At 45.1% G+C, this 20,361-nt stretch carries 15 protein-coding genes; 10 read left to right on the top strand and 5 right to left on the bottom strand.

What is annotated here, in order from left to right:
* The first annotated feature begins 43 nt into the window (after positions 1–43).
* The 8 genes from AWH61_RS04955 (at position 44) to AWH61_RS04920 (ending at position 11,000) form a co-directional block, all read left to right on the top strand.
* Entirely contained in the window at positions 44–862 is an 819-nt protein-coding gene (locus AWH61_RS04955) for a sulfite exporter TauE/SafE family protein (protein ID WP_014949089.1), read from the top strand.
* A gap of 10 nt (positions 863–872) precedes the next feature.
* Positions 873–2,141 (top strand): pyridoxal-phosphate-dependent aminotransferase family protein, encoded by a 1,269-nt coding sequence (locus tag AWH61_RS04950; protein ID WP_075176343.1) that lies wholly within the window; start codon positions 873–875, stop codon positions 2,139–2,141.
* The gene (locus AWH61_RS04945; protein ID WP_075176342.1) at positions 2,134–3,378 is read left to right on the top strand and encodes an allantoate amidohydrolase; all 1,245 of its coding nucleotides are present in this window, start codon (positions 2,134–2,136) and stop codon (positions 3,376–3,378) included. The genes AWH61_RS04950 and AWH61_RS04945 overlap by 8 nt, the downstream gene beginning before the upstream one ends.
* A gap of 36 nt (positions 3,379–3,414) precedes the next feature.
* Positions 3,415–3,780: an AraC family ligand binding domain-containing protein gene (locus AWH61_RS04940; RefSeq protein WP_014976207.1), complete on the top strand. Its 366-nt coding sequence runs from the start codon at positions 3,415–3,417 to the stop codon at positions 3,778–3,780.
* 216 nt (positions 3,781–3,996) lie between these two features.
* On the top strand, positions 3,997–5,475 hold the full coding sequence (locus tag AWH61_RS04935) for an adenosine deaminase family protein (RefSeq protein WP_075176341.1): 1,479 nt from the start codon (positions 3,997–3,999) through the stop codon (positions 5,473–5,475).
* A 2-nt stretch (positions 5,476–5,477) separates the two neighbouring features.
* A complete protein-coding gene (locus AWH61_RS04930; RefSeq protein WP_075176340.1) occupies positions 5,478–7,055 on the top strand; it encodes a uracil-xanthine permease family protein in 1,578 nt (525 codons plus the stop codon).
* Between the two features lie 241 nt (positions 7,056–7,296).
* The gene (locus tag AWH61_RS04925) at positions 7,297–9,732 is read left to right on the top strand and encodes a TonB-dependent siderophore receptor (protein ID WP_014949083.1); all 2,436 of its coding nucleotides are present in this window, start codon (positions 7,297–7,299) and stop codon (positions 9,730–9,732) included.
* Positions 9,733–9,863: 131 nt separating this feature from the next.
* Positions 9,864–11,000: a purine nucleoside permease gene (locus tag AWH61_RS04920; protein WP_075176339.1), complete on the top strand. Its 1,137-nt coding sequence runs from the start codon at positions 9,864–9,866 to the stop codon at positions 10,998–11,000.
* A 14-nt stretch (positions 11,001–11,014) separates the two neighbouring features.
* On the opposite strand, the gene AWH61_RS04915 is transcribed toward AWH61_RS04920, so the two are convergent.
* From AWH61_RS04915 to AWH61_RS04905, 3 genes are all read right to left on the bottom strand, one after another.
* Positions 11,015–13,018, bottom strand: coding sequence for a PAS domain-containing hybrid sensor histidine kinase/response regulator (locus AWH61_RS04915; protein WP_075176338.1), 2,004 nt, complete (start codon positions 13,016–13,018; stop codon positions 11,015–11,017).
* Between the two features lie 159 nt (positions 13,019–13,177).
* Entirely contained in the window at positions 13,178–14,098 is a 921-nt protein-coding gene (locus AWH61_RS04910; RefSeq protein WP_075176337.1) for a diguanylate cyclase, read from the bottom strand.
* Between the two features lie 220 nt (positions 14,099–14,318).
* Complete coding sequence (locus AWH61_RS04905) at positions 14,319–16,424, bottom strand: two-component system response regulator (RefSeq protein WP_075176336.1); 2,106 nt, start codon at positions 16,422–16,424, stop codon at positions 14,319–14,321.
* A 185-nt stretch (positions 16,425–16,609) separates the two neighbouring features.
* Between AWH61_RS04905 and AWH61_RS04900 the strand changes: the two genes are divergently transcribed.
* Positions 16,610–16,972, top strand: coding sequence for an Hpt domain-containing protein (locus AWH61_RS04900; protein ID WP_014949078.1), 363 nt, complete (start codon positions 16,610–16,612; stop codon positions 16,970–16,972).
* A 331-nt stretch (positions 16,973–17,303) separates the two neighbouring features.
* On the opposite strand, the gene AWH61_RS04895 is transcribed toward AWH61_RS04900, so the two are convergent.
* Positions 17,304–18,302 carry an adenosine deaminase gene (locus AWH61_RS04895; protein WP_014976199.1) on the bottom strand — a complete coding sequence of 333 codons (999 nt, stop codon included), beginning with the start codon at positions 18,300–18,302 and terminating at the stop codon, positions 17,304–17,306.
* Positions 18,303–18,621: 319 nt separating this feature from the next.
* On the opposite strand from AWH61_RS04895, the gene AWH61_RS04890 reads away from it, so the two are divergent.
* Entirely contained in the window at positions 18,622–19,953 is a 1,332-nt protein-coding gene (locus AWH61_RS04890) for an NCS2 family permease (protein WP_014949076.1), read from the top strand.
* Between the two features lie 107 nt (positions 19,954–20,060).
* On the opposite strand, the gene AWH61_RS04885 is transcribed toward AWH61_RS04890, so the two are convergent.
* On the bottom strand, positions 20,061–20,318 hold the full coding sequence (locus tag AWH61_RS04885; protein ID WP_014949075.1) for a hypothetical protein: 258 nt from the start codon (positions 20,316–20,318) through the stop codon (positions 20,061–20,063).
* Between the last annotated feature and the right edge of the window lie 43 nt (positions 20,319–20,361).

Genomic DNA, 20,361 nt, shown 5'->3' with positions numbered 1-20,361 from the left:
GACAAATAGTTAAACCAACAAACGTTAAAGAGAAAGAAATCACATGCAGTTTTTAATGGATAACCTAACGGTTATATTATCGCTTGCGGGAACAGGCGTGTTCGCAGGCATACTAGCAGGAATGCTTGGCGTAGGTGGAGGCATTGTTATTGTGCCGGTACTGTTTTTCTTGTTCCAAGCCCTTGGTGTGTCCCCTGAGAGCGCAATGGTAATAGCCACGGCCACGTCATTGGCAACCATCGTCCCTACTTCAGTAAGCTCTATTCGTGCTCATCACAGTAAGGGCAATGTAGACTTTGCGTTGCTAAAAGCGTGGGCAGTGTTCATTTTAATTGGCGTGCTTGCCGGAAGCTATGCGGTGACGGCTGTTAACCCGACGTTCCTTACCTTACTGTTTGGCATTATTGCAACCTTGTCTGCCATTAATATGCTTATTGGCAAGAAAGACGCGCTATTTAAAGGGCTACCGGGCCGCGCGGGTCAGTCGATTATGGCAACCTGCATTGGCCTATTTAGTTCTATGGTAGGCATTGGTGGCGGTACGTTAACCGTGCCGACTCTCACATTTTGTAACTACCCAGCACACAAAGCGGTGGGTACCGCTGCTGCAGTCGGTTTAATTATTTCGCTTCCAGCGGCACTCACGCTGCTATTTGTTGGTACCACTCCTGTTGATGCGCCCTTCGCTACGTACGGCTATGTAAACTTGCTGGGGTTTGTCTGCATCGTTCCGCTCACCGTGTTATTTGCGCCTGTCGGTGCAAGCATAGCCAATAAGCTAGACGCTGGCTTACTTAAGAAAATCTTCGCCGTTGTTCTCATCATCACTGGCTTGCGCATGCTAGCGCAAGTGCTTATCTAGGAGTGCCCACATGTCTAAAGAAGCTTCTAACAGAACGTTTGCTCCACTATCCCCGCCGCCTCGCTTGCTAATGGGCCCGGGCCCAATTAACTGCTACCCCCGTGTGTTAAGCGCCATGTCTACCCAGTTAGTAGGTCAATATGACCCTGTAATGACTGGCTACATGAACGAGGTGATGCAACTTTACCGCGATGTTTTCAATACGAAAAACCAGCAAACTTTTTTGGTTGACGGTACGTCGCGCGCTGGAATTGAAGCTGTATTGGTGTCGGCAATAGAGCCAGGCGATAAAGTCCTCGTGCCTATCTTCGGGCGTTTTGGGCATTTGCTTGCTGAAATTGCAGAGCGCGCCGACGCTGAAGTTCACACCATTGAAGTGCCGTGGGGCGAAGTGTTTACGCCTGAACAGATTGAAAAGGCGATAAAAGACGTAAAACCAAAACTGCTTGCCATTGTTCAAGGGGATACGTCCACCACCATGCTGCAACCGCTTGCAGAAATTGGCGCGATTTGTGAAGCAAACGATGTGTTGTTTTACTGCGATGCAACAGCTTCAGTAGGTGGGAACCCGCTAGACGTTGATGCGTGGAAATTAGATGCGGTGTCAGTTGGCCTGCAAAAGTGCTTAGGAGGCCCATCAGGCAGTGCTCCTATTACACTAAGCGACAAGTTTGTTAAAACCGTGCGTACCCGTCACCACGTTGAAGCCGGCATTCGCGATGCTCACCATGAATCCGCGCGTGGCCCTAAAATTCGTTCTAACTACTTCGACTTGCCCATGATCATGGATTATTGGGGCGAGGAGCGACTAAATCACCACACCGAAGCGGCCAGTATGCTCTATTGTGCCCGTGAATGCGCGCGCCTGCATTTAGAAGAAGGCCAGGAGAACGTGATTTCTCGTCACAAAGTAGCGGGCGACGCGATGCTAGCCGGTATTCAGGCCATGGGACTTGAGCCCTTCGGCGATCTGAAACACAAAATGTACAACGTTGTAGGTGTTCATATTCCCGAGGGTGTTCATGGCGAAGAGGTACGCGAAACCTTACTTCTGCGTTTTAACATTGAAATAGGCACTAGTTTTGGTCCGCTAAAAGGAAAAATTTGGCGCATTGGCACTATGGGCTATAACGCCAGAGAAGATGCCGTGTTACATACCCTCCAGTCCCTTGAAACTGTGCTTCGTATGCAAGGGTTTGCGCTACCTGCTGGTAAAGGTGTAGATGCTGCGCTTAGCGTTTATGCTAAGGCTAAAGCGGCGGGAGTCACCAATGGGTGAATTCGCAGAATTTGCTGAATTGGCTACGCAAGTCATGGCAAGGTGCGAAACATTAGGCACCTTAAGCCAGGACCCAGCCTGTTTAGACAGGCGCTATTTGACCGAACAACACAAGCTTGCAAATCAACTCGCCTCAGGGTGGATGATTGAAGCAGGAATGACCACCTGGCAAGACGCCGTTGGCAATATATGGGGGCGCTATACATCAAGCGTGCCCAACGCACCGCGATTAATTCTAGGTAGCCACCTCGACACTGTGCCTAACGGCGGAAAGTACGACGGCATGCTAGGCGTGGTCGCCGCTATTTCGCTGGTCGCTATGTTTGACGGCACGCAAACCAAGTTCCCTTTTCATATCGATATTGTGGGTTTTTGTGATGAAGAAGGCACGCGATTTGGCACCACCCTTTTAGGAAGCCGCGCGCTCACCGGTAAGTGGCAAGAGCAATGGCGTCATTTAAAAGATGAAAATGGCGTGAACTTAGAGCAAGCCATGGCGAACTTCGGCCTTAATTTCGATGCAGTAAACAGTGCCGCTATTTCCCGTACTGACATTTTGGGCTACATAGAGCTTCACATTGAACAAGGCCCTGTTTTAGAACAAAAAAATCTGCCTGTTGGCGTTGTCAGTGCTATTGCAGGTGCAAAACGTTTTAATTTTTCAGTAGAAGGCATGGCGGGTCACGCTGGCACTGTGCCAATGTCTATGCGACGAGATGCATTGTGCGCAAGTGCAGAGATGTTATTGGCTGTAGAGAGCATAAGCTTGCAGCGTCCGGGCGTTGTAGCCACGGTAGGTAAAATTGAAAATGCGCCAAACGGTGTTAACGTCATTTCTGGTCGCACACGTTTTTCTCTCGATATCAGAAGCGAAGATGATGAATTGCGAGATTCTGTATTGGCAGAAATATTGCAAAAGTTTGATGCCATTGCGCATGCAAGACAAATAACGCTAACACGGGAGCAAACCCACAGCGCACCTGCGGTGCATTGCGATAGCCAGCTAAAAGAAGCACTCGTTCGGGGGGTAGAAGAAAGCGGAATTAAGCCAAGAGTCCTTGCCTCGGGTGCAGGTCATGACGCTATGGCCATTGCAGATATTTGCCCTGTGGCCATGTTGTTTACACGTTGTAAGGGCGGAATAAGTCACCACCCTGCAGAATCTATTACTATTGATGACGTGGCCGCAAGTTTGTCAGTACTTTATAAAACCATTAGCAAGCTCAAGCATACGTAGTGGTCAAATCAGTAAAGTTTCAATGAAGGGTTAGTAATGAAAATAACAAGGATTTACAACGATGAAGCAGGCAAAAGTCATTTTGGCGAAGTGGAGATTGCGCTAAAAGACGGCGGTCCCATCGGCATGCTTTCAGAAAAATTTGGAGCCGATAAGATCATTTTTCGCGAAACGCCTGCAGATTATGATTTTAAGTGGCATCCAGCGCCGGCGCGACAACTCCTTTTCATAATTAAAGGGCGTGCTGAATTTACGGTGTCTAACGGTGAACGCCACGTGTTTGGAGCAGGTGACGTACTATTGCTAGAAGACACAGAAGGCGAAGGCCATTGTTCCCGCGCAATGTACAATGAAGTACGCCACTCAATTTTTGTGACGTTAGATGAAGGCGTAGTCCTTTAAAACGACCGTTCGCACTGCTCTGAAAAAATGCGCTAATTTAGCGCATTTTTTTGTTTAGGCACCAAAATGGGGCTTACGAATTGCCTAATTATTTGATCCTGACCCAAATCCACATAAAAAACACTTTAAAACAACAACTTAAAAACACATTACCAAGCAGACCAACTGGTCAATATCTTGCAACCACAGAGCAACTATTGCTAAGAAAAATTGCTCATGTCATTTGTTGTACGAACCCTGTTCATTTTGTCTTTATCCTTTGTTGGTCTTTATTCCGCCGCAAGCCCCTTTCCTACTGAAGAAGACGCAAACAGTTGGTTTAAGCAATATACTCAGTCATTGACCGATTCACAGACCTATCAACTACTTAAACAGTTTCCAAAAGGCGGTGACTTGCACCATCACTTATCAGGCTCGGCGTACGGCAAATGGTGGTATGAGCTAGCAACTAATCAAGCACTAAACGGCGGCTATCAGTACTTCACTAAGATAAATCATAGCGAGTGTGACTCGGCGCCGTTGTTTCATACTATTTCTAACACTACCCACTCTAAACTAACGAAATGTAAGCAAAAGCAATATAAAGCGCTGAATGCCCTAAGTAACAAAGAACAAGAAGCGTTTATCCATAGTGTTGAACTTGATAAGCCAGAAGAAGGTCGAGAGGAGTTTTTTGAGTTTCACTGGCAGCGTTTAAGCGAGCTTACTCAAAACCCCTATATTACAGCGCAGGTTCTGCTTAGAAACATGCAGCTGTATCAACAAGAAAATGTGCGCTATTTAGAAACGCAAATGAACGTTAGGTTTATGAATCGCGCAGATGGGAGCCGCTTTCCCCCTGCTGAAGCGCTCAAAGTTATTACAGACATGCTCGATAGCGAACCAGCGAAAGCTACTGGTGTCACCGTTCGTTTTCAATATGCCTTGGTTCGTTTTACTGACAACATTGAAGCTCAACTAGACTGGATCTTCAAATTCGTAGACGCCAATAGAAAATGGTATGTAGGGATAAATTTGGTTGGCAGGGAGGACGATCCCCGAGGTCAACCCACGCGCTTTTTAGCGCCCATAACGAGACTTAGAGCTCAATATCCAGCCATTCGCCTCTCCTTTCATGCAGGTGAATCTGAGCATGCAGATACCAATATTCGCGACACCTTATTGTTAGGCGCAGAGCGAATAGGCCATGGTATTAATCTGCTAAAAGATCCTTCAACGTATTTGCTCATGCGCCATAACCGCTATTTGATTGAAACCAATTTAATTTCAAACCTAAAGTTAGAATACATCGATGATTTGAGCGCTCATCCCTTTCCTCAACTTTTAAGAACCGGTGTACCCACTGCACTTTCAACCGACGACCGAGGGATGTGGGATGCCACACTCACAGATGAATATTACCTGGCATTTACCCAGTTCAATCTAAGCTGGAGTGAGCTAGTTACATTGAGTCAAAACAGTATCAAGTACAGCTTTTTACAAGACGAGAAAAAAGAGCAACTACTTACTGAGTTAAACCGAGATCTAACACAGTTTTTAGCCTTAATAGCGGAAAACGCTAACCAAATACCTTCTGCAAACAGCAAAGTACAACCTCTAAACAGCAACGTGGAACGCTACAGTGATTTCATCTGCGAGTTTGCCGCCTCGGTCTGCGCCAATGAAGGAAATAACAAGGAAATAACAAGGAAATAACCATGTCTTCAAATCACAGCGAACTACTTTACGATTTACATGATAGTCCGGCATTTCTTCCTTCACTTACCGCGGCATTTCAGCATTTACTTGCAAGCTTTGTCGGTGTCATTACGCCGACTCTTATTGTTACATCAACACTGGGCCTTACTGAATACACGCCTTATCTTATCAGTATGGCCTTGTTTGTAAGCGGCTTAGGCACGGCAATTCAAACAAAGCGTATAGGCCCGGTAGGCAGTGGATTGGTAGCCATCCAAGGTACCAGTTTTGCGTTTATTAGTGCGTTGATACTGGCAGGAAATCAGGTCAAGGCGGATGGAGGAACACCCGAAGATGTCTTGTCTTTGTTGTTTGGATTAACTATGGCGGGTGCCATGGTCGAAGTGGTGTTTAGTCTATTTGTACATAAGCTCAAACGTATCATTACACCATTAACGACAGGAATTGTAATAACCGCTATTGGGCTAAGCTTGATAAACGTAGGCATGACTGATCTTGCAGGCGGCTTTCACGCGGCTGACTTCGCCAGCACAGAAAACTTAGCCGTCGGCCTTGGCGTGTTGCTCATCATTGTTTTCTTGAACGCCTCAACAAATCATTGGCTGCGTTTAAGCGCCATCTTTATTGGTATGGCAATTGGTGCAACCTATGTTGGCATTACAAAAGGATTAGATTTCAGCGGCCTTGCTTCGCTTTCTGTCATAGCGATCCCCACCCCTTTTGCCTTTGGCATTGCATTTGATATCACTCTCTTTTTACCTATCGCGCTCATCTATTTGTTTAGTGCAATAGAAACGGCTGGCGACTTAACCGCAAATAGCCTTTTCTGTAAGCAGCCTGTGAGCGGTCCGATTTATCTTGCAAGGGTGAAAGGCGGGATTTTGGGCGACGGCGTAAATTCGTTACTTGCTGGCATGTTCAACACCTTTCCAAATACTACATTTGGCCAGAATAACGGGGTTATCCAATTAACCGGCATCGCCAGCCGAAAGGTCGGCTTTTTTGTTGCAGCGCTATTCGTTGTTATTGGGTTCTTCCCCATTGTAGGTGGTGTGCTGCAGGCTATTCCCAAACCAGTTCTTGGCGGTGCTACTCTGGTTATGTTTGCCATGGTGGCCGTGGGCGGTTTAAAGCTATTAGCCAGCTACGCACTTGATAGGCGCAGTAGTTTGGTGACAGCGTGTGCGCTAGGTATGGCGATTGGTGTAATGATGGTACCAGAAGCCCTTTCTGAATTGCCTTCATGGCTTGAAAATATCTTACTTTCCCCAGTAACCTCGGCCGGCCTTACCGCCGTCATCCTTGATTTAACCTTACCTGGAAAAAAGCCCCTTGCTTCCCCACACGCTAGTGCACAAAAAATTGAAAGCAGCACTGGCGTTGCTCAGGACAACCCTGCTTACGAGCCTATTCACAACCCAAAGCCAGAAGGTAACCGTAGGGCGCCGAAAGCACTCAATGAAAAAGCCGTTGTAAACCATGAGGTTGTTAAGCACTCAGCTCACTCGACACACATTTTAAGTATAGACGGACAACCGGGCGTAACCTCTGCTCTTTTTAGTGCAAAAGCTCGCTAAAAATCACCTTATAAGTGCATGCATTTATGCGATTGAGTTTATTTACATAAAAATAACAATATAAGAACAACATTATATATTTTTATCCCTATAATTCAGCAACTTAAGAGAAGGTTAAAAGTTGACCAACTGGACAAGTAGTTGGCACTCATCCTGCTAACTCTCTTGCCAATAACAAAACGCATATAAAAATGCGTGAATAGAGCCCTAAAAAGGGGCAACTAAAAATAACGAGGAAACCATGAAAAACACTACATTCAATTTATCTCCTCTAGCAAAAGCTTTTGCAATGACTACCGCGGTCGCGCTATCGTCGCAAGCTTTTGCTCAAGAAGAGACAGAGGTTAAAGAAAAAGACGTTGAAAAAATTCAGGTAACAGGATCCCTTGGGAGCCTTCCTGGCCAAGACGTTGAGTCAGTTTTTGGCTTTGGCAAATCTATTCTCGAAACGCCTCGCTCAGCGTCCACGATTTCTCAAGAGCAAATGGAGCGCTTCAACGTTTCAGACATTGATGAACTCGTCGCATTCGCACCAGGTACATTCACACAGTCGTTCTTCGGTGTTGCAGGCTCTCTGGATGTGCGGGGCACGCCCGGGGAAACTTACTTCCGCGGTGTTAAGCGCTTAGACAACCCAGGTAACTACCCTACGCCTATTGGCGCGTCCAGCCGAATTGACATCGTTCGTGGTCCGGCATCACCTATTTACGGCCCATCTAAAATTGGTGGTTATCTGAACTTTAATCCCAAGTCAGCTCGTGCGTCATCGGGGCAGTATTTAGATGCACCGACGGGCGCGTTGTCTTATACAACGGGGTCGTGGAACAAAAGCATTTTAACTGCAGAAGTTGGCGGACCGACTAGTGTTGCCGGTAAAGAAATGGGCTACTACATATACGGTGAGCTAGAAAACTCTGACAGTTACTACGACAATACCCAGACTGATCAAACCGTACTTCAAGCATCATTTAATATCGATATTACCGATAACCTTCGTTTCGAATTTGGTGGTATGTACCACGACTACGATGGTAACCAAGTGGCCGGCTGGAACCGATTAACTCAGGAGTTAGTTGACGACGGAACCTATATTACAGGTACGGCTCAACCATTAGATACGGACGGCGACGGTCAAATCAGTCACGAAGAATATGCTGAAGTCGCCGACTTGATTTCACCGTTTATTTTCACGCCAGCTGTCCCATTAGATTCGGTTACAGGCGACTTTTTCGATCCTCTAATGGCATTACAAAACCCAGGTACTACGACCTTAAGTGGTAGCCAAACTTTGGTAGCACCTGATGACCAACTTGGTAACGAAGCCATAACGCTTTACTTCGACACCATTTACTACACGGATAATTGGGAAATTCGCAACCAGCTTTTCTATGATGCATACGACAACATAAACGAAAATGCTTATGGCTTCTCACAATTCCATGACAGCTGGGTTATAGAAGACAAACTAATTTTTGCGACAGAATATGAGAACGACGGACTATTAGCGCAATTTCAATTTTCTCCATCTGTACGCTATACCGACTTTGAGCACGGCGATGACTTTACTTACGAGTTCTTTAATCGTCGCGACCTAACCATGCCGTCTTCAGCGCTCGATCGCCGCCTTTTGTCTACCCGCTCGGGTAAAAACTACGACAACTATGACGTAGGTAATTACTTAGACTTAGGCATTGCTGCAATGACCGATTTAACTTGGGACTGGGGTTTAAACTTAGTACTAGGTTTACGATACGACACTATTGATATTGAAAGCACATCGCGCACGGATTTACTTCTGGGTGCTACTGGAGATGAAACACCAGTTTATGCTGAAGAAACCGTAGATGGATGGTCTTGGAACGCTAGTATTTCATATGAATTTGAATTTGGCCTTATTCCTTATATCACTGCAGCAGAGCAAGCTACCCTTGTTGCAGGCCAGGGCGCCGAGATTGGTGTTGGCCAACTTAATCAACCTGGTGGTGGCGGTGCATTCGACACCTCTGAGCTGATGGAATACGGTATTAAAGGTTCTCTCGTTGACGATACACTCTATTTTGCCCTTTCATTCTTTGAGCAAGAGCGTACCGACTTCAATACTCAGAATACGGTCACCAACAACACAACCAATAACGAAGGCACCGAATTTGAACTTCGTTGGGTAGTCAATGAGAACCTTGTTGTTTCTGCTGGCTATACAAATATAGAAGTTATCAACTTAACTGCACTTGCCAATGGAAACCAATTTGGGTTCTTAGGTGCTGACGATTTAGTTGCTCTTGATGATCCTTCGTTAATTTTTGGCGGGAACGTAGTAGGTCTTAACCTTGTTGGTGAAGGAGAAACAAACTCTGACGGACGAAAGGCCGGTATTCCTGAAAATATTTACACGCTGACAGCAACCTATGACTTCCAAAATGGTTATGCTGCCAACGTGAGTATTGTGGATGTGGATGAGGTCGCGTCTGGCTACTCAGCTGCAGTGACACTTCCAGCCTACACGTTAGTCAATGCTGGCTTGTCATATCAGGCGGAAGATTGGTCGTTAAACTTAACCGTTAAAAACTTAACTGACGAGCGTTATTTCCGCTCTAACTTCCCTGATCTATTTGGTAGTCAAATTGTACTACCTGAACTACCGCGTCACTGGAATGCTAAATTTACTTACTCATTCTAAGTTCGCATACTCTTTGAGCGTGGTCGTGCTTCATGTGTAGATTGAACGTTCAACACACGCTCTCAGGCCTGTAAGTTTTTTCGATAAGAAGCCCAGTTTGATTATGCTGGGCTCTTTTTTAGGAGTACTAAATGCACCTTTCTTTTTATCCACTGCTTAAACAAAAACGGTCTGCTTTTTTCAACGCTTTATTTATATTGGCTATGTTTTTGGGTTTCTGTAGCAGTAGTTATTCTGCCAGTGTTAAAGCCAATGACGCTAAGCCGCCAATGAAAGTGAAGGTTGTTGTGGTAAGTATGTTCGAAATTGGCAACGACGAAGGCGACGCGCCTGGTGAATTTCAATTGTGGAAGGCTCGCCAGAAACTCACAACCCAATACCCTTTGCCTCATGGCTTTCACGATATTTACGCCAATCCTGATACAGGTGTAATCGGTATGGTTACGGGAATGGGCATTGCGCGCGCTTCAGCAGCAATAATGGCACTAGGTCTTGATCCTCGCTTTGATTTATCCCAAGCCTATTGGTTGGTCGCAGGGATCGCGGGAGTCGACCCAGCGGATAACACCATTGGAAGTGCAATTTGGACCGATTACGTAGTCGATGGCGACCTAGCACATCAAATTGACGCTAGAGAAATTCCGTCTCAGTGGAGTACGGGTTATTTCCCCCTCTTTACTCATGCGCCTTTTGAAAACGCTGACGCTGTAGACGTAAACAACAGCCCAAATGGCGAGGTGTACGCGCTGAACTTACCGTTAGCAAAGTGGGCCTATTCGTTGACAAAAGACACCAAGCTTTTAAACAACGAAGCGATGGATGCATTGAGAGCCAAGTACACCAACTCAGCTAATGCGAGGGCACTTCCCAATATATCTATGGGTGCGCATTTATCTGCTTCTACCTTTTGGCATGGCGAAAAACTAAATACGTGGGCAAACGATTGGGTGGCATACTGGACGCAGGGCAAAGGAAATTTTGTTACCTCGGGCATGGAAGACTCAGCAACACTTCAAAGCTTGAGCTACTTGGACAATGCAGGGTTAGTCAACAAAGATCGCTTACTTATTCTTAGAACGGCGAGCAATTTTACCATGCAGCCACCATCGTTGAGCGCTGCGGAGAACCTAAAGTTAGAGAGTTCTGGCGATGGATATGCAGCAATGGGAGCCGCTATAGAAGCCGCCTATAATGTCGGTTCGCAGGTTACAGACTATATTGTAACGCATTGGGAAACCGTAAAAGATACGCCCCCTTCAGCGGAATAAACGCACTTTAACCTCTACGCTGTCACTGATTTAGCATTTAGTGCATGGCGCACCTGAAGGGTAACGTCATTTTGTACCACGGGCTTGGCAAGAAAATCGGCCATGCCCGCATTGCTACAATTAGTTTTATCTTCAGGTGTAGTATTTGCCGTTACAGCCACAATACGGCCGTGCTTGGGCAATAAGTTTTCTTGGACAATAATCTTAGTCGCACTTACCCCATCGAGCACTGGCATAGCGCAATCCATAAATATAATGTCGTATTTTTTAGCTCGGGCCATTTGAACGGCTATTTCGCCATTTTCGGCTTCATCTGGAAGGTAATTAAACTTCTCTAGCATGGATGCAAGCACGAAACGGTTTATATCGTTGTCATCAACAACCAAAACGTTAAGAGGAACGCTAAGCAAGTCTGAAGAGAGGACAACGTCACTCTGCTTTTCTTTATCTAAAACTGCCATTTCTACAGGTATAGCAATATCGAAACAGGAGCCTTTCCCTGCGCTTGACCGCACTTCAAGCTCGCCATCCATTTTGCCAACAAGTTGATTGACGATAGACAACCCTAAACCGTTTCCATTTAACTCTTCAGAGGCACTGGCGGTGTCGTTTTGAAATGGTCTAAAAATACGTGACAATATTTCATCACTCATGCCCACACCAGTGTCTTCAATTGACGCAAGTAAGATAGGCACATCGCCTTGGTGCTTTAACGTAACTTGCACCGAAATATACCCTTTCGGCGTAAATTTAACCGCGTTCGATAGTAAATTTGTAATGACTTGACTGATTCGGGCGGCATCTCCGTGAACATAAGTGTTTTCGTCAAAAGACAGCACCGCGTAAAGCCTTACGCCTTTCTCTGCACATTTTGTTTTAAATACATCTAGGATATCCTCAATTAACGAACGCGCACAAAAATCGCTATATTTTAGTGAGAATTCGCCGTTAATGATGGAGGTGTAATCCAAAACATCGTTTATAAGAGACAATAAGCGGTCTGCGCTATGAAGCGCCACATCCGCTTTGCGCATTCGCACATTTTCTTTATTTTCGAACTTGAGCGCCTGCAGCATGCCGGTAATGCCATTAAGCGGCGTCTTTAATTCGTGGCTTATGCGGGATAACAACATGCCACGTTCTTTAGACGCAGCTTCGGCTTCTCTTCTTCTCTCATCCAATTCGAGTCTAAGTTGCACCGACTTGTTTACGTTTTGGCAAGTCCCAAACAAACGAATACACTTTCCGTGCTTCATCTCAGCCATGCCGTGGGTTTCTATCCAAACCGAATTACCTTTGGCGGAGACAAGTTCAAGCGTTGCACTCCACGGTTCACCCGTAGCGACCGTGTGGGAGACAATGCGGTTTATCTCATCTCTATCAAACCCCTCTTTGTAGAAGTTGATAGCTGTTTCTAATGTGGGTACAAAGTCTTCTGAGACTTCGTGAATAAGCCGAGTTTGTGAAGACCAGCTAAGTGCATTAGTGGTCAAATCAACTTCCCATGTGCCTATGTTCGCTACACTTTGTAACTTTTCGTACAACGTGTTTTGATTGGTCTCTGCTTTTTCGAGATGAAACTTATCCAACATCACGCTCAGGCAATCGTCTAACAGCGACAGCTTGTCGAGGTTTACCGACTGTTCCGGGCACGCATTAATAAAGACTAAGCAGACTTGGCTTCCATCTAGGGTATGAACACGGCCTCGAATGTATTTTTCGGCATTAAAATAAGTAGAAAACCATTGTTTAAATGCAGTAGAACACTTAGCGCTGTTTACAGGGAAACAGTTGTCTACAGGCACACAGGTAGAGAAAGAAGGGACCGACTTAAAGTTGGGTGCATACGCCGACGAAGCTTTAACCAATATATTAACTGTCTCTTCGTCCAGCTGTAAAAGTAAACCTTGAAACACGCCAAACGAATCGCAGCCTCGCTGTACCAAACTGGTTAGCGATGCCTTCAACTGGTGTTCCAGTTTCACATTCAAACTCGATTGTTCGTCAAAATAAACCATGGTTCGCTACCCAAGCGTAAAGACCACAAGATTCTTGCCGCCTTGCTCGATTCGTGCACAGCGGCCCCGCATTTATAATGATAGCTTGGGATTTGAATACGGGATATTAAACAATAGGCTAGAAATTCTATTTTTATGATGGGATATTGGGCGGTGGCCTCAGCCCTTGGCTTGGTTTCGCCCTAATTCTTTTGCTTCAAACAGTGAAATGTCAGCGTCTTCTATAAGCGCAGCCACATCGTCTTCAACCACATCCGTAGCTTTCCAAACTGCAAAGCCTGCACTTATTGATACGCGATTTTCTATCCCTTTACCATGTGGAATTCTTGCATTGGCGATAGCCTCAACAAGCTGATGTGCCACTAGCTTTGTGCCCTGATGGTCGATATAGGGGAGGACGACTAAAAACTCTTCGCCGCCAAAGCGAATAACGGCATCTTTCGGCCGTTTAACCGTGTCCGATACAATTTGCGCCACTTTTTGAAGACAAATATCGCCTTCGAGATGCCCGTACGTATCGTTGAAAAGCTTAAAATAATCGATGTCGATCATTATTGCTCCAACCGTACCTTTGTCTCTCGCAACTTGTTTAATGAGTAACGGAATTTCGTTGGTTAAGTACATACGATTGTACAAACCCGTTAGCTGATCGTGAAATGTCATCATTTCAAGGAATTCGGTGCGAAGCTTATTTTGCAGATGTGTTTTGATGCGATGCGTTAACGTAGAAGCGTTAACCGGTTTCATGACAAAGTCTGACGCCCCTACTTCCCAGCACGCATTTTCACTCTCAATATCCATTGTAGATGTAACGAAAATGACGGGGATATGATTCGTTTCAGGCGAGGCTTTTAAAGCGGTACAAACATCTAACCCACTAATGTCTGGCATGTTCATGTCAAGCAGGACTAGGTCAGGAAGGTTTGCCTCGCAGTAGGATATGGCTTCTTCTCCTGACTCGGCTGTAGCACAGGTAAACACCGACTCTAGGATGGATTCAAGCAGCATACGACTCATCGGCTCATCGTCCACAATAAGTACGTTACACTCTGCGTAGGGTTTTATTTCTTTTCGATTCATCGGGTACTTTTATTATTACTACACCAAGGTGACCATTCTCGCTTCCGTTGTTTCTGCTTTTACAATATCAAAGTAATAACAACGCTTTACGCAAGTCTAACACCTTACATCCAAATTTGTATCGAAAAGTCAGCTAGTTTGCTTCCAAGTAGGTATGGTTCGAAAGACAAGGTTATAAAGAAGGTCTATCGATAGCGTTCTGCACGCCGTCTAGTGAACCTCACGCAACTTGGCAATCATCGATGAACTTTGTGAAGAAATCCGCCATCCCCATAGGGCGACACATAAAATACCCCTGCCCTAAGTGACATCCAAGTGCTTTGAGCGCGGCAAAATGAGATTGGGTCTCTATCCCTTCGGCAACAATGGTTAACTCTAAGCTTAATGCTAAATGCACTATTGCCGTTACGATGTCATGTGCCTGCTGTTCTTTATCCATATCAATAACGAAAGAGCGATCTATCTTAAGCACATTCAATGGAAACTGACGCAAATAAGAGAGACTTGAATAGCCCGTACCAAAATCATCCAACGCAATAGTAACGCCCAATGAAGCCAAGTCGTTCAGGATATCTCGGGTTTGCTCAAAGTCATGCATTAGGGCTGATTCTGTTACCTCCAACTCTATAGACGACGCAGCGATACCCGCTTCGTTGATAATTTCAGCAACTTCTTTTGCGAAGCCTGGGTTTGAAAGCTGTTTAGCAGCTACGTTGACCGCCACTTTGAAGTCTTGCCCCAATTCGTTGCATCTAGCGACAAACTCACAGCTTTTTTGCAACACTTGCTTACCTAACTGATGTATTAGCCCAGTCTCTTCTGCCAGCGGGATAAATTCATCGGGTCCAATAACTTTTCCATTTTCGTCGAACATTCTGACTAAGCTTTCCGCACTTAATACTGCGCTATCGTCAAAGTTATATTTTGGCTGTAGGTAAATGGCGAGACTGTCGTTCTCGATAGCATTTCTAAGCTTTATCTCCATCTCCACACGATGATGCATGGCATGCTGCAGGTCTTTTGAAAAGAAACTGAAAGTGTCTTTGCCTTTTGATTTAGAGCGGTACATGGCTGAGTCTGCATGGCGCATCATCTCTTCCGCATTAACAGCATCTTGGGGATAAAGGCTAATTCCAATGCTTAAGCTAAGTTGATGGGCCTTACCGTCTATATCAATGGGCTCTCTGCCCGCCTGCAAACACGCCATAGCAATACTGTCTGCACTGTAGCCCGAACCAATTTCAGTAAGTAAGCAGGCAAACTCATCGCCACCCACGCGGGCGAGCGTAGCGCTTTCTCCAACAACCTTTGCAAGGCGCTTTGCAATAGACGCAATAATATAGTCGCCGACTTGATGCCCCAGGCTGTCATTGAGGTACTTGAAATTGTCGATATCGATTAACAGTAACGCTATGCTTTGCTTAGAGGTAAAACAACGAGTGATAGCCTGAACAACTCTATCGTGCAGCAGAACTCGGTTTGGCAAGCCCGTGAGCTGATCATGATTGGTTAAATGTGTCATCTTCACTGCCATTTCAATGGCTTCTGACACATCTTGGAAAACGATAACCGCGCCAGAAAGCTGGCCATCCTCATCAATAATCGGTGACGCTGTATCTTCTACCCTGAATACTTGATTGTGTCGGCTTACCAGCGTGGCGTTATAAGACATAGCTACCGGACGCATCACTTCTAGTGCGTAAAGAGCGGGGTTTAAAAGACGCTCATTTGTCGAGGCATCTCTTAAATTCATAACCTCATCGATAGGTTTGCCAAGGGCTTCCGTTTCACTATAACCGGTTAACCTTTGCGCTACCGGGTTAATAAACGTTACATCCCCTGCTGCGTTAATTGAAATAACGCCGTCAGCTATAGATTTGAGAGTAATAGCAAGCTGCTTTTTCTCTGCTTCTAATTCGTGATTAACACGAGCAAGCTTCGTTTTTTGGTCCTGAATAGTGAGATGATTTCTAACTCGCATCTGGCACAACCCAATATCAATGGGCTTGGATATAAAGTCTATGGCACCTAACGACAATGCCACATGTTCATTTTCTGGATCGCTATGGGAAGTGACAAAGATTACTGGAATAGCTGCCGTTTCTGGACACGCTTTTAACTGCTTGCAGACCTCAAAGCCAGATAGCTCAGGCATGCTTATATCTAGAACAACCAAATCAGGAAGTTGTGCTTTTATCACCGAAAACGCATTCGCGCTTTGCGAGACCGTAACAACCTTTGCTAGAGATTCTACTGCACTTTCTAATAACAAGAGTGTTGTTGGTTCATCGTCAATGATGACTACTTTCTGTGTCTCATTATCCATGAGAAATTCCACACCATGTAACAAATATCAGAATAAGTATCGCCCGAGATACTTAAAAAAAAATTAGTCTTTAGTCTAGGTTTTGCCGGTTTATGAACCGCACTATGCTAAGCGGCTGAACTTGCTGTTTTTTGTTTAGAACATTTATTGTACACTGGCTTAACGCTTCAATTACGGTGGCACATATGGACACATCTAACTCAAACGATACGCCCACTCGAGAACAATTATGGAACCGCGATGCCGCAATAAGCAGGCTGGGTGGAAATGAGGGGTTATTGAACCGTATTGTTGAAATGTTCCTCGCGCAAATAGAACAAAAACAACAAGCACTTAAAAGTGCAGCGACCGCATTGGATGTTGAAGCTGTTAGATTCAACAGTCATGCTATGAAAGGTGTGTCGGGCGATGTAGGTGCCGATGCCATTCGGGAAAAGGCATCATCTATTGAAAACAAAGCCAAGCAAGACGATTTAAGCGAAATCGTTCAAGACATCACAGAATTAGACAATTTGATTAAGCAAACTATTGCAGTCATGCAATCGTAAAATCACATTAGCTTCTCGCATTAATCGCCAGAAGCTAACTCGACTATCTTCCACTCCTCGCCTTGCTAGGGCCTGTTGACCTTTGTTGTACATTTTTGCAGCGGTCTGTGTGCCATCTAGACAAGGCGAATGTTTGACGGTTTAGTGGTTCTAAATCGAGAACATTCAACGCAGTATAGATGGCACAAAGGCGCTGCCCGAAGGGGTCGTTATGGAAGCCTTTTACTCTTTGTCACAGTCCTTTAACTTAGCCCGCTAGGCTTGCAGGACTGTTTCGCGATTAAAAGGCTTCCATTTAGACCAAAATTCGTACACCAAAAGTCAACAGGCCCTAGGCTGAAAGAACCTTTTCAACAAGCTGGTTTTTCTGCTCCTGCGGCAAAAAACTTGCCTTAAAGCTATTTGCTACCAACGTACGAATTGTTTTTTCGTCAATACCCAGAGACTGGTGCAACGCTTCAAAATTGTCATTTAGGAAGCCACCAAAATACGTAGGATCATCAGAGTTAACCGTGACCAGAAGCCCAGCATCAAGAAGCTGGACAATATTGTGGTCTTTCATATCATTTATCACACACAGCTTGAGGTTACTTAACGGACAAACAGTGAGTGGAATTTGTCTTTCTTTCAAGAGATCCATAAGCGCCTCGTCTTCTTGGCAGCGCACACCGTGATCAATACGATCAACGTCCAATAGCTCGATGGCTTCCCAAATGTAAGATGCCGGTCCTTCTTCTCCAGCATGGGCGACAATTTTAAATCCCAGCGCTTTGGCTTTTTTGAAAACACGTTCGAACTTTGATGGGGGATGCCCAAGTTCGGAACTGTCTAACCCTACCGCCGTAATGTGCTCGTAGTAGGGCTCTGCTGCAGAAAGCGTATCGAAAGCAGCATCTTCAGGCAAATGGCGAAGAAAAGACATGATTAAATAGCTACTGATACCGTATTCATCTTTTGCTTTTTCCATCGCCTTCAAAAAGCCTGGCATGAAAATATCGAAACCTATGTCACGCTCTGTATGGGTTTGCGGATCAAACATAATTTCTGTGTGGACGATATTGTCCTCATGACACCGCGTTAAGTATTCCCACATTAAAGCAAAGAAATCATCCTCATCGCGAAGCACGCCCGCCCCTGCATAATATAAGTCAAGGAAGCTTTGTAGATCTTCAAAGTTATACGCCGCTTCTATCTCTTCCACGCTAGCATAAGGAAGTGATACACTGTGCTTTTCAGCTAGGCGCCACATAAGTTCAGGCGTTAAGCTACCTTCTATATGCAGATGCAGTTCGGCCTTTGGAATGTTTTTAATTATTGATGACAGCGACATGGCCCCTCACTTATTTGCACCACAACAATGCAATGGCATTTAATTGGTGCGTAATAGTTTATCTTTAATGCTATCTGTAAACGAGTTCTATTGCTCATTTAGGTTTTGTTTGCGGTTTTTTTGACTTCATCTATGTTGATTACTAACCGTTTGGCTGGCTTTGTGCTGCCTGGCTAGTGACCTTGAGTCACGCAATGATTAATTAATCATTGTACTGAAAAGTAAGTTAGCACAAAACACACCAACAAGTTGACTAATTGGTCAGTTTATTGCTTTCAACGCACAAAACACACAATGAAATACTAACAGAGAACTCTTGATGTCCAACAACGTAATCGAACGGCTATTTAAGCTGCAGGAACACGGAACAACAGTAAGAACAGAGATCATTGCAGGACTTACTACGTTCGCAGCCATGTCTTATATACTCGTGGTGAACCCAGGTATTCTTGGGTTAAGTGGCATGCCCGTAGAGGGCCTAATTACAGTGACAGCAATAGCGGCGTGTATTGGCACTTTAATGATGGCGCTAATGACTAACTACCCTATTGCGTTGGCACCAGGTATGGGCTTGAACGCCTTTTTCGCGTTTACCATTTGTCTTGGTCGTGAAATTCCATGGGAAGCAGCGCTTGGTATTGTTTTCTGGAACGGCATTCTCTTTTTACTCCTTTCTCTCACCGGAGTTCGAACCAAAATAGCCGAGTCTATACCTCCTTCTCTCAAAATCGGCGTGCAGTGTGGCATAGGTTTGTTCATTGCCTTTATCGGCCTTAAAAATGCGGGGCTGATTGTTGATAATCCTGCAACCTTCGTACAGCTTGGCGACCTTTCTGAGCCAGCAGTAATGTTAGCGCTCATCGGCATTATCTTTACTATCGTTCTTATGGTGAAACGCGTTACTGGCGCTATCTTAATCTCTATCGTAACACTCACCTTAATTGGTGCTTTTATCCCCACTGAAAACGGTACCTTAACTGCAACGCCTTCTGCTGTAGTTGGCATGCCAGAATCTATTTCAAACACCTTTATGGCAATGGACTTTTGGTACCCAATCGATCACCTTGCTGAAACGTGGGACCTCATTTTCGCACTTATGTTTGTGAACATGTTCGATACCATTGGCACCTTAATCGGCGTATCTCGAAAAGCCAATCTACTTACTCCCGAAGGCAAGCTACCGAAAATTGGCTCAGCAATGACAGCCGATGCATCAGCGAGTATTGCTGGCGCATTAGTGGGTACATCTCCAGTAACTAGCTATGTGGAGTCCGCTACGGGCGTATCGGCGGGCGGCAGAACCGGGCTTACCGCAGTAGTGGTTTCTGTCTGCTTCTTACTCTCGCTATTTTTAACACCGCTAATGAAAGTTATCCCGCTAATGGCCACTACGCCAGCGCTATTGATGGTAGGTATTTTAATGATGGAATCGATTCGACAGGTTGATTTCGACGACTTAGGTGCGTTAGCCACTGCTTCTGTTGCACTTATCGCCATGCCGCTCACATTCAGTATTAGCGAAGGCATTGCCCTTGGTTTTATTACTTATGTTGGCATTAAGGTAGGTACGGGAAAATTTAAAGAAGTAACACCGCTCACTTATGCACTGGCGATTGTTTTCTTATTACGATACTTATTGGATTTAAAATAATTCAACGGCGCTTATTGCGTGCCTGTAAGTTAACGCTTTAGATACAAAAAAGGTGGCTTTCAACGCCACCTTTCTTATTAAACTAAGCAAGTGAAAAAGATATACGTTTACTTCAATCCATCGTAAGTGAAAGTAACGGCTTTATCACCCATAAATACAATTTTAACGTGCTTACTGTCTTCATTGCCCCATGTACATGCCATGGTACCCATTGTTTTTCCGCAGTTGTCAGCTGAACCCAGAATTGCTTCAACTTCGTCCTGAGACATACCCATTTCTAATTTATCGTAGTTTTCTTTAGTCAGCTTTGAGCATGCTGTCAGCGCTAGCGCCCCAAGGGCAATAATGGCTAGTTTTGTTTTCATGGTTTTGTCCTTTATTAAGTGAAGGCGATAGCGCTCCATTTGT

This window comes from Alteromonas sp. W12 (assembly GCF_001924945.1).
In the GTDB taxonomy this organism is placed as follows: Bacteria; Pseudomonadota; Gammaproteobacteria; order Enterobacterales; family Alteromonadaceae; genus Alteromonas; species Alteromonas macleodii.
The sequence above is the reverse complement of the archived record's forward strand: the minus strand, read 5'-3'. Positions and strand labels throughout refer to the sequence as shown.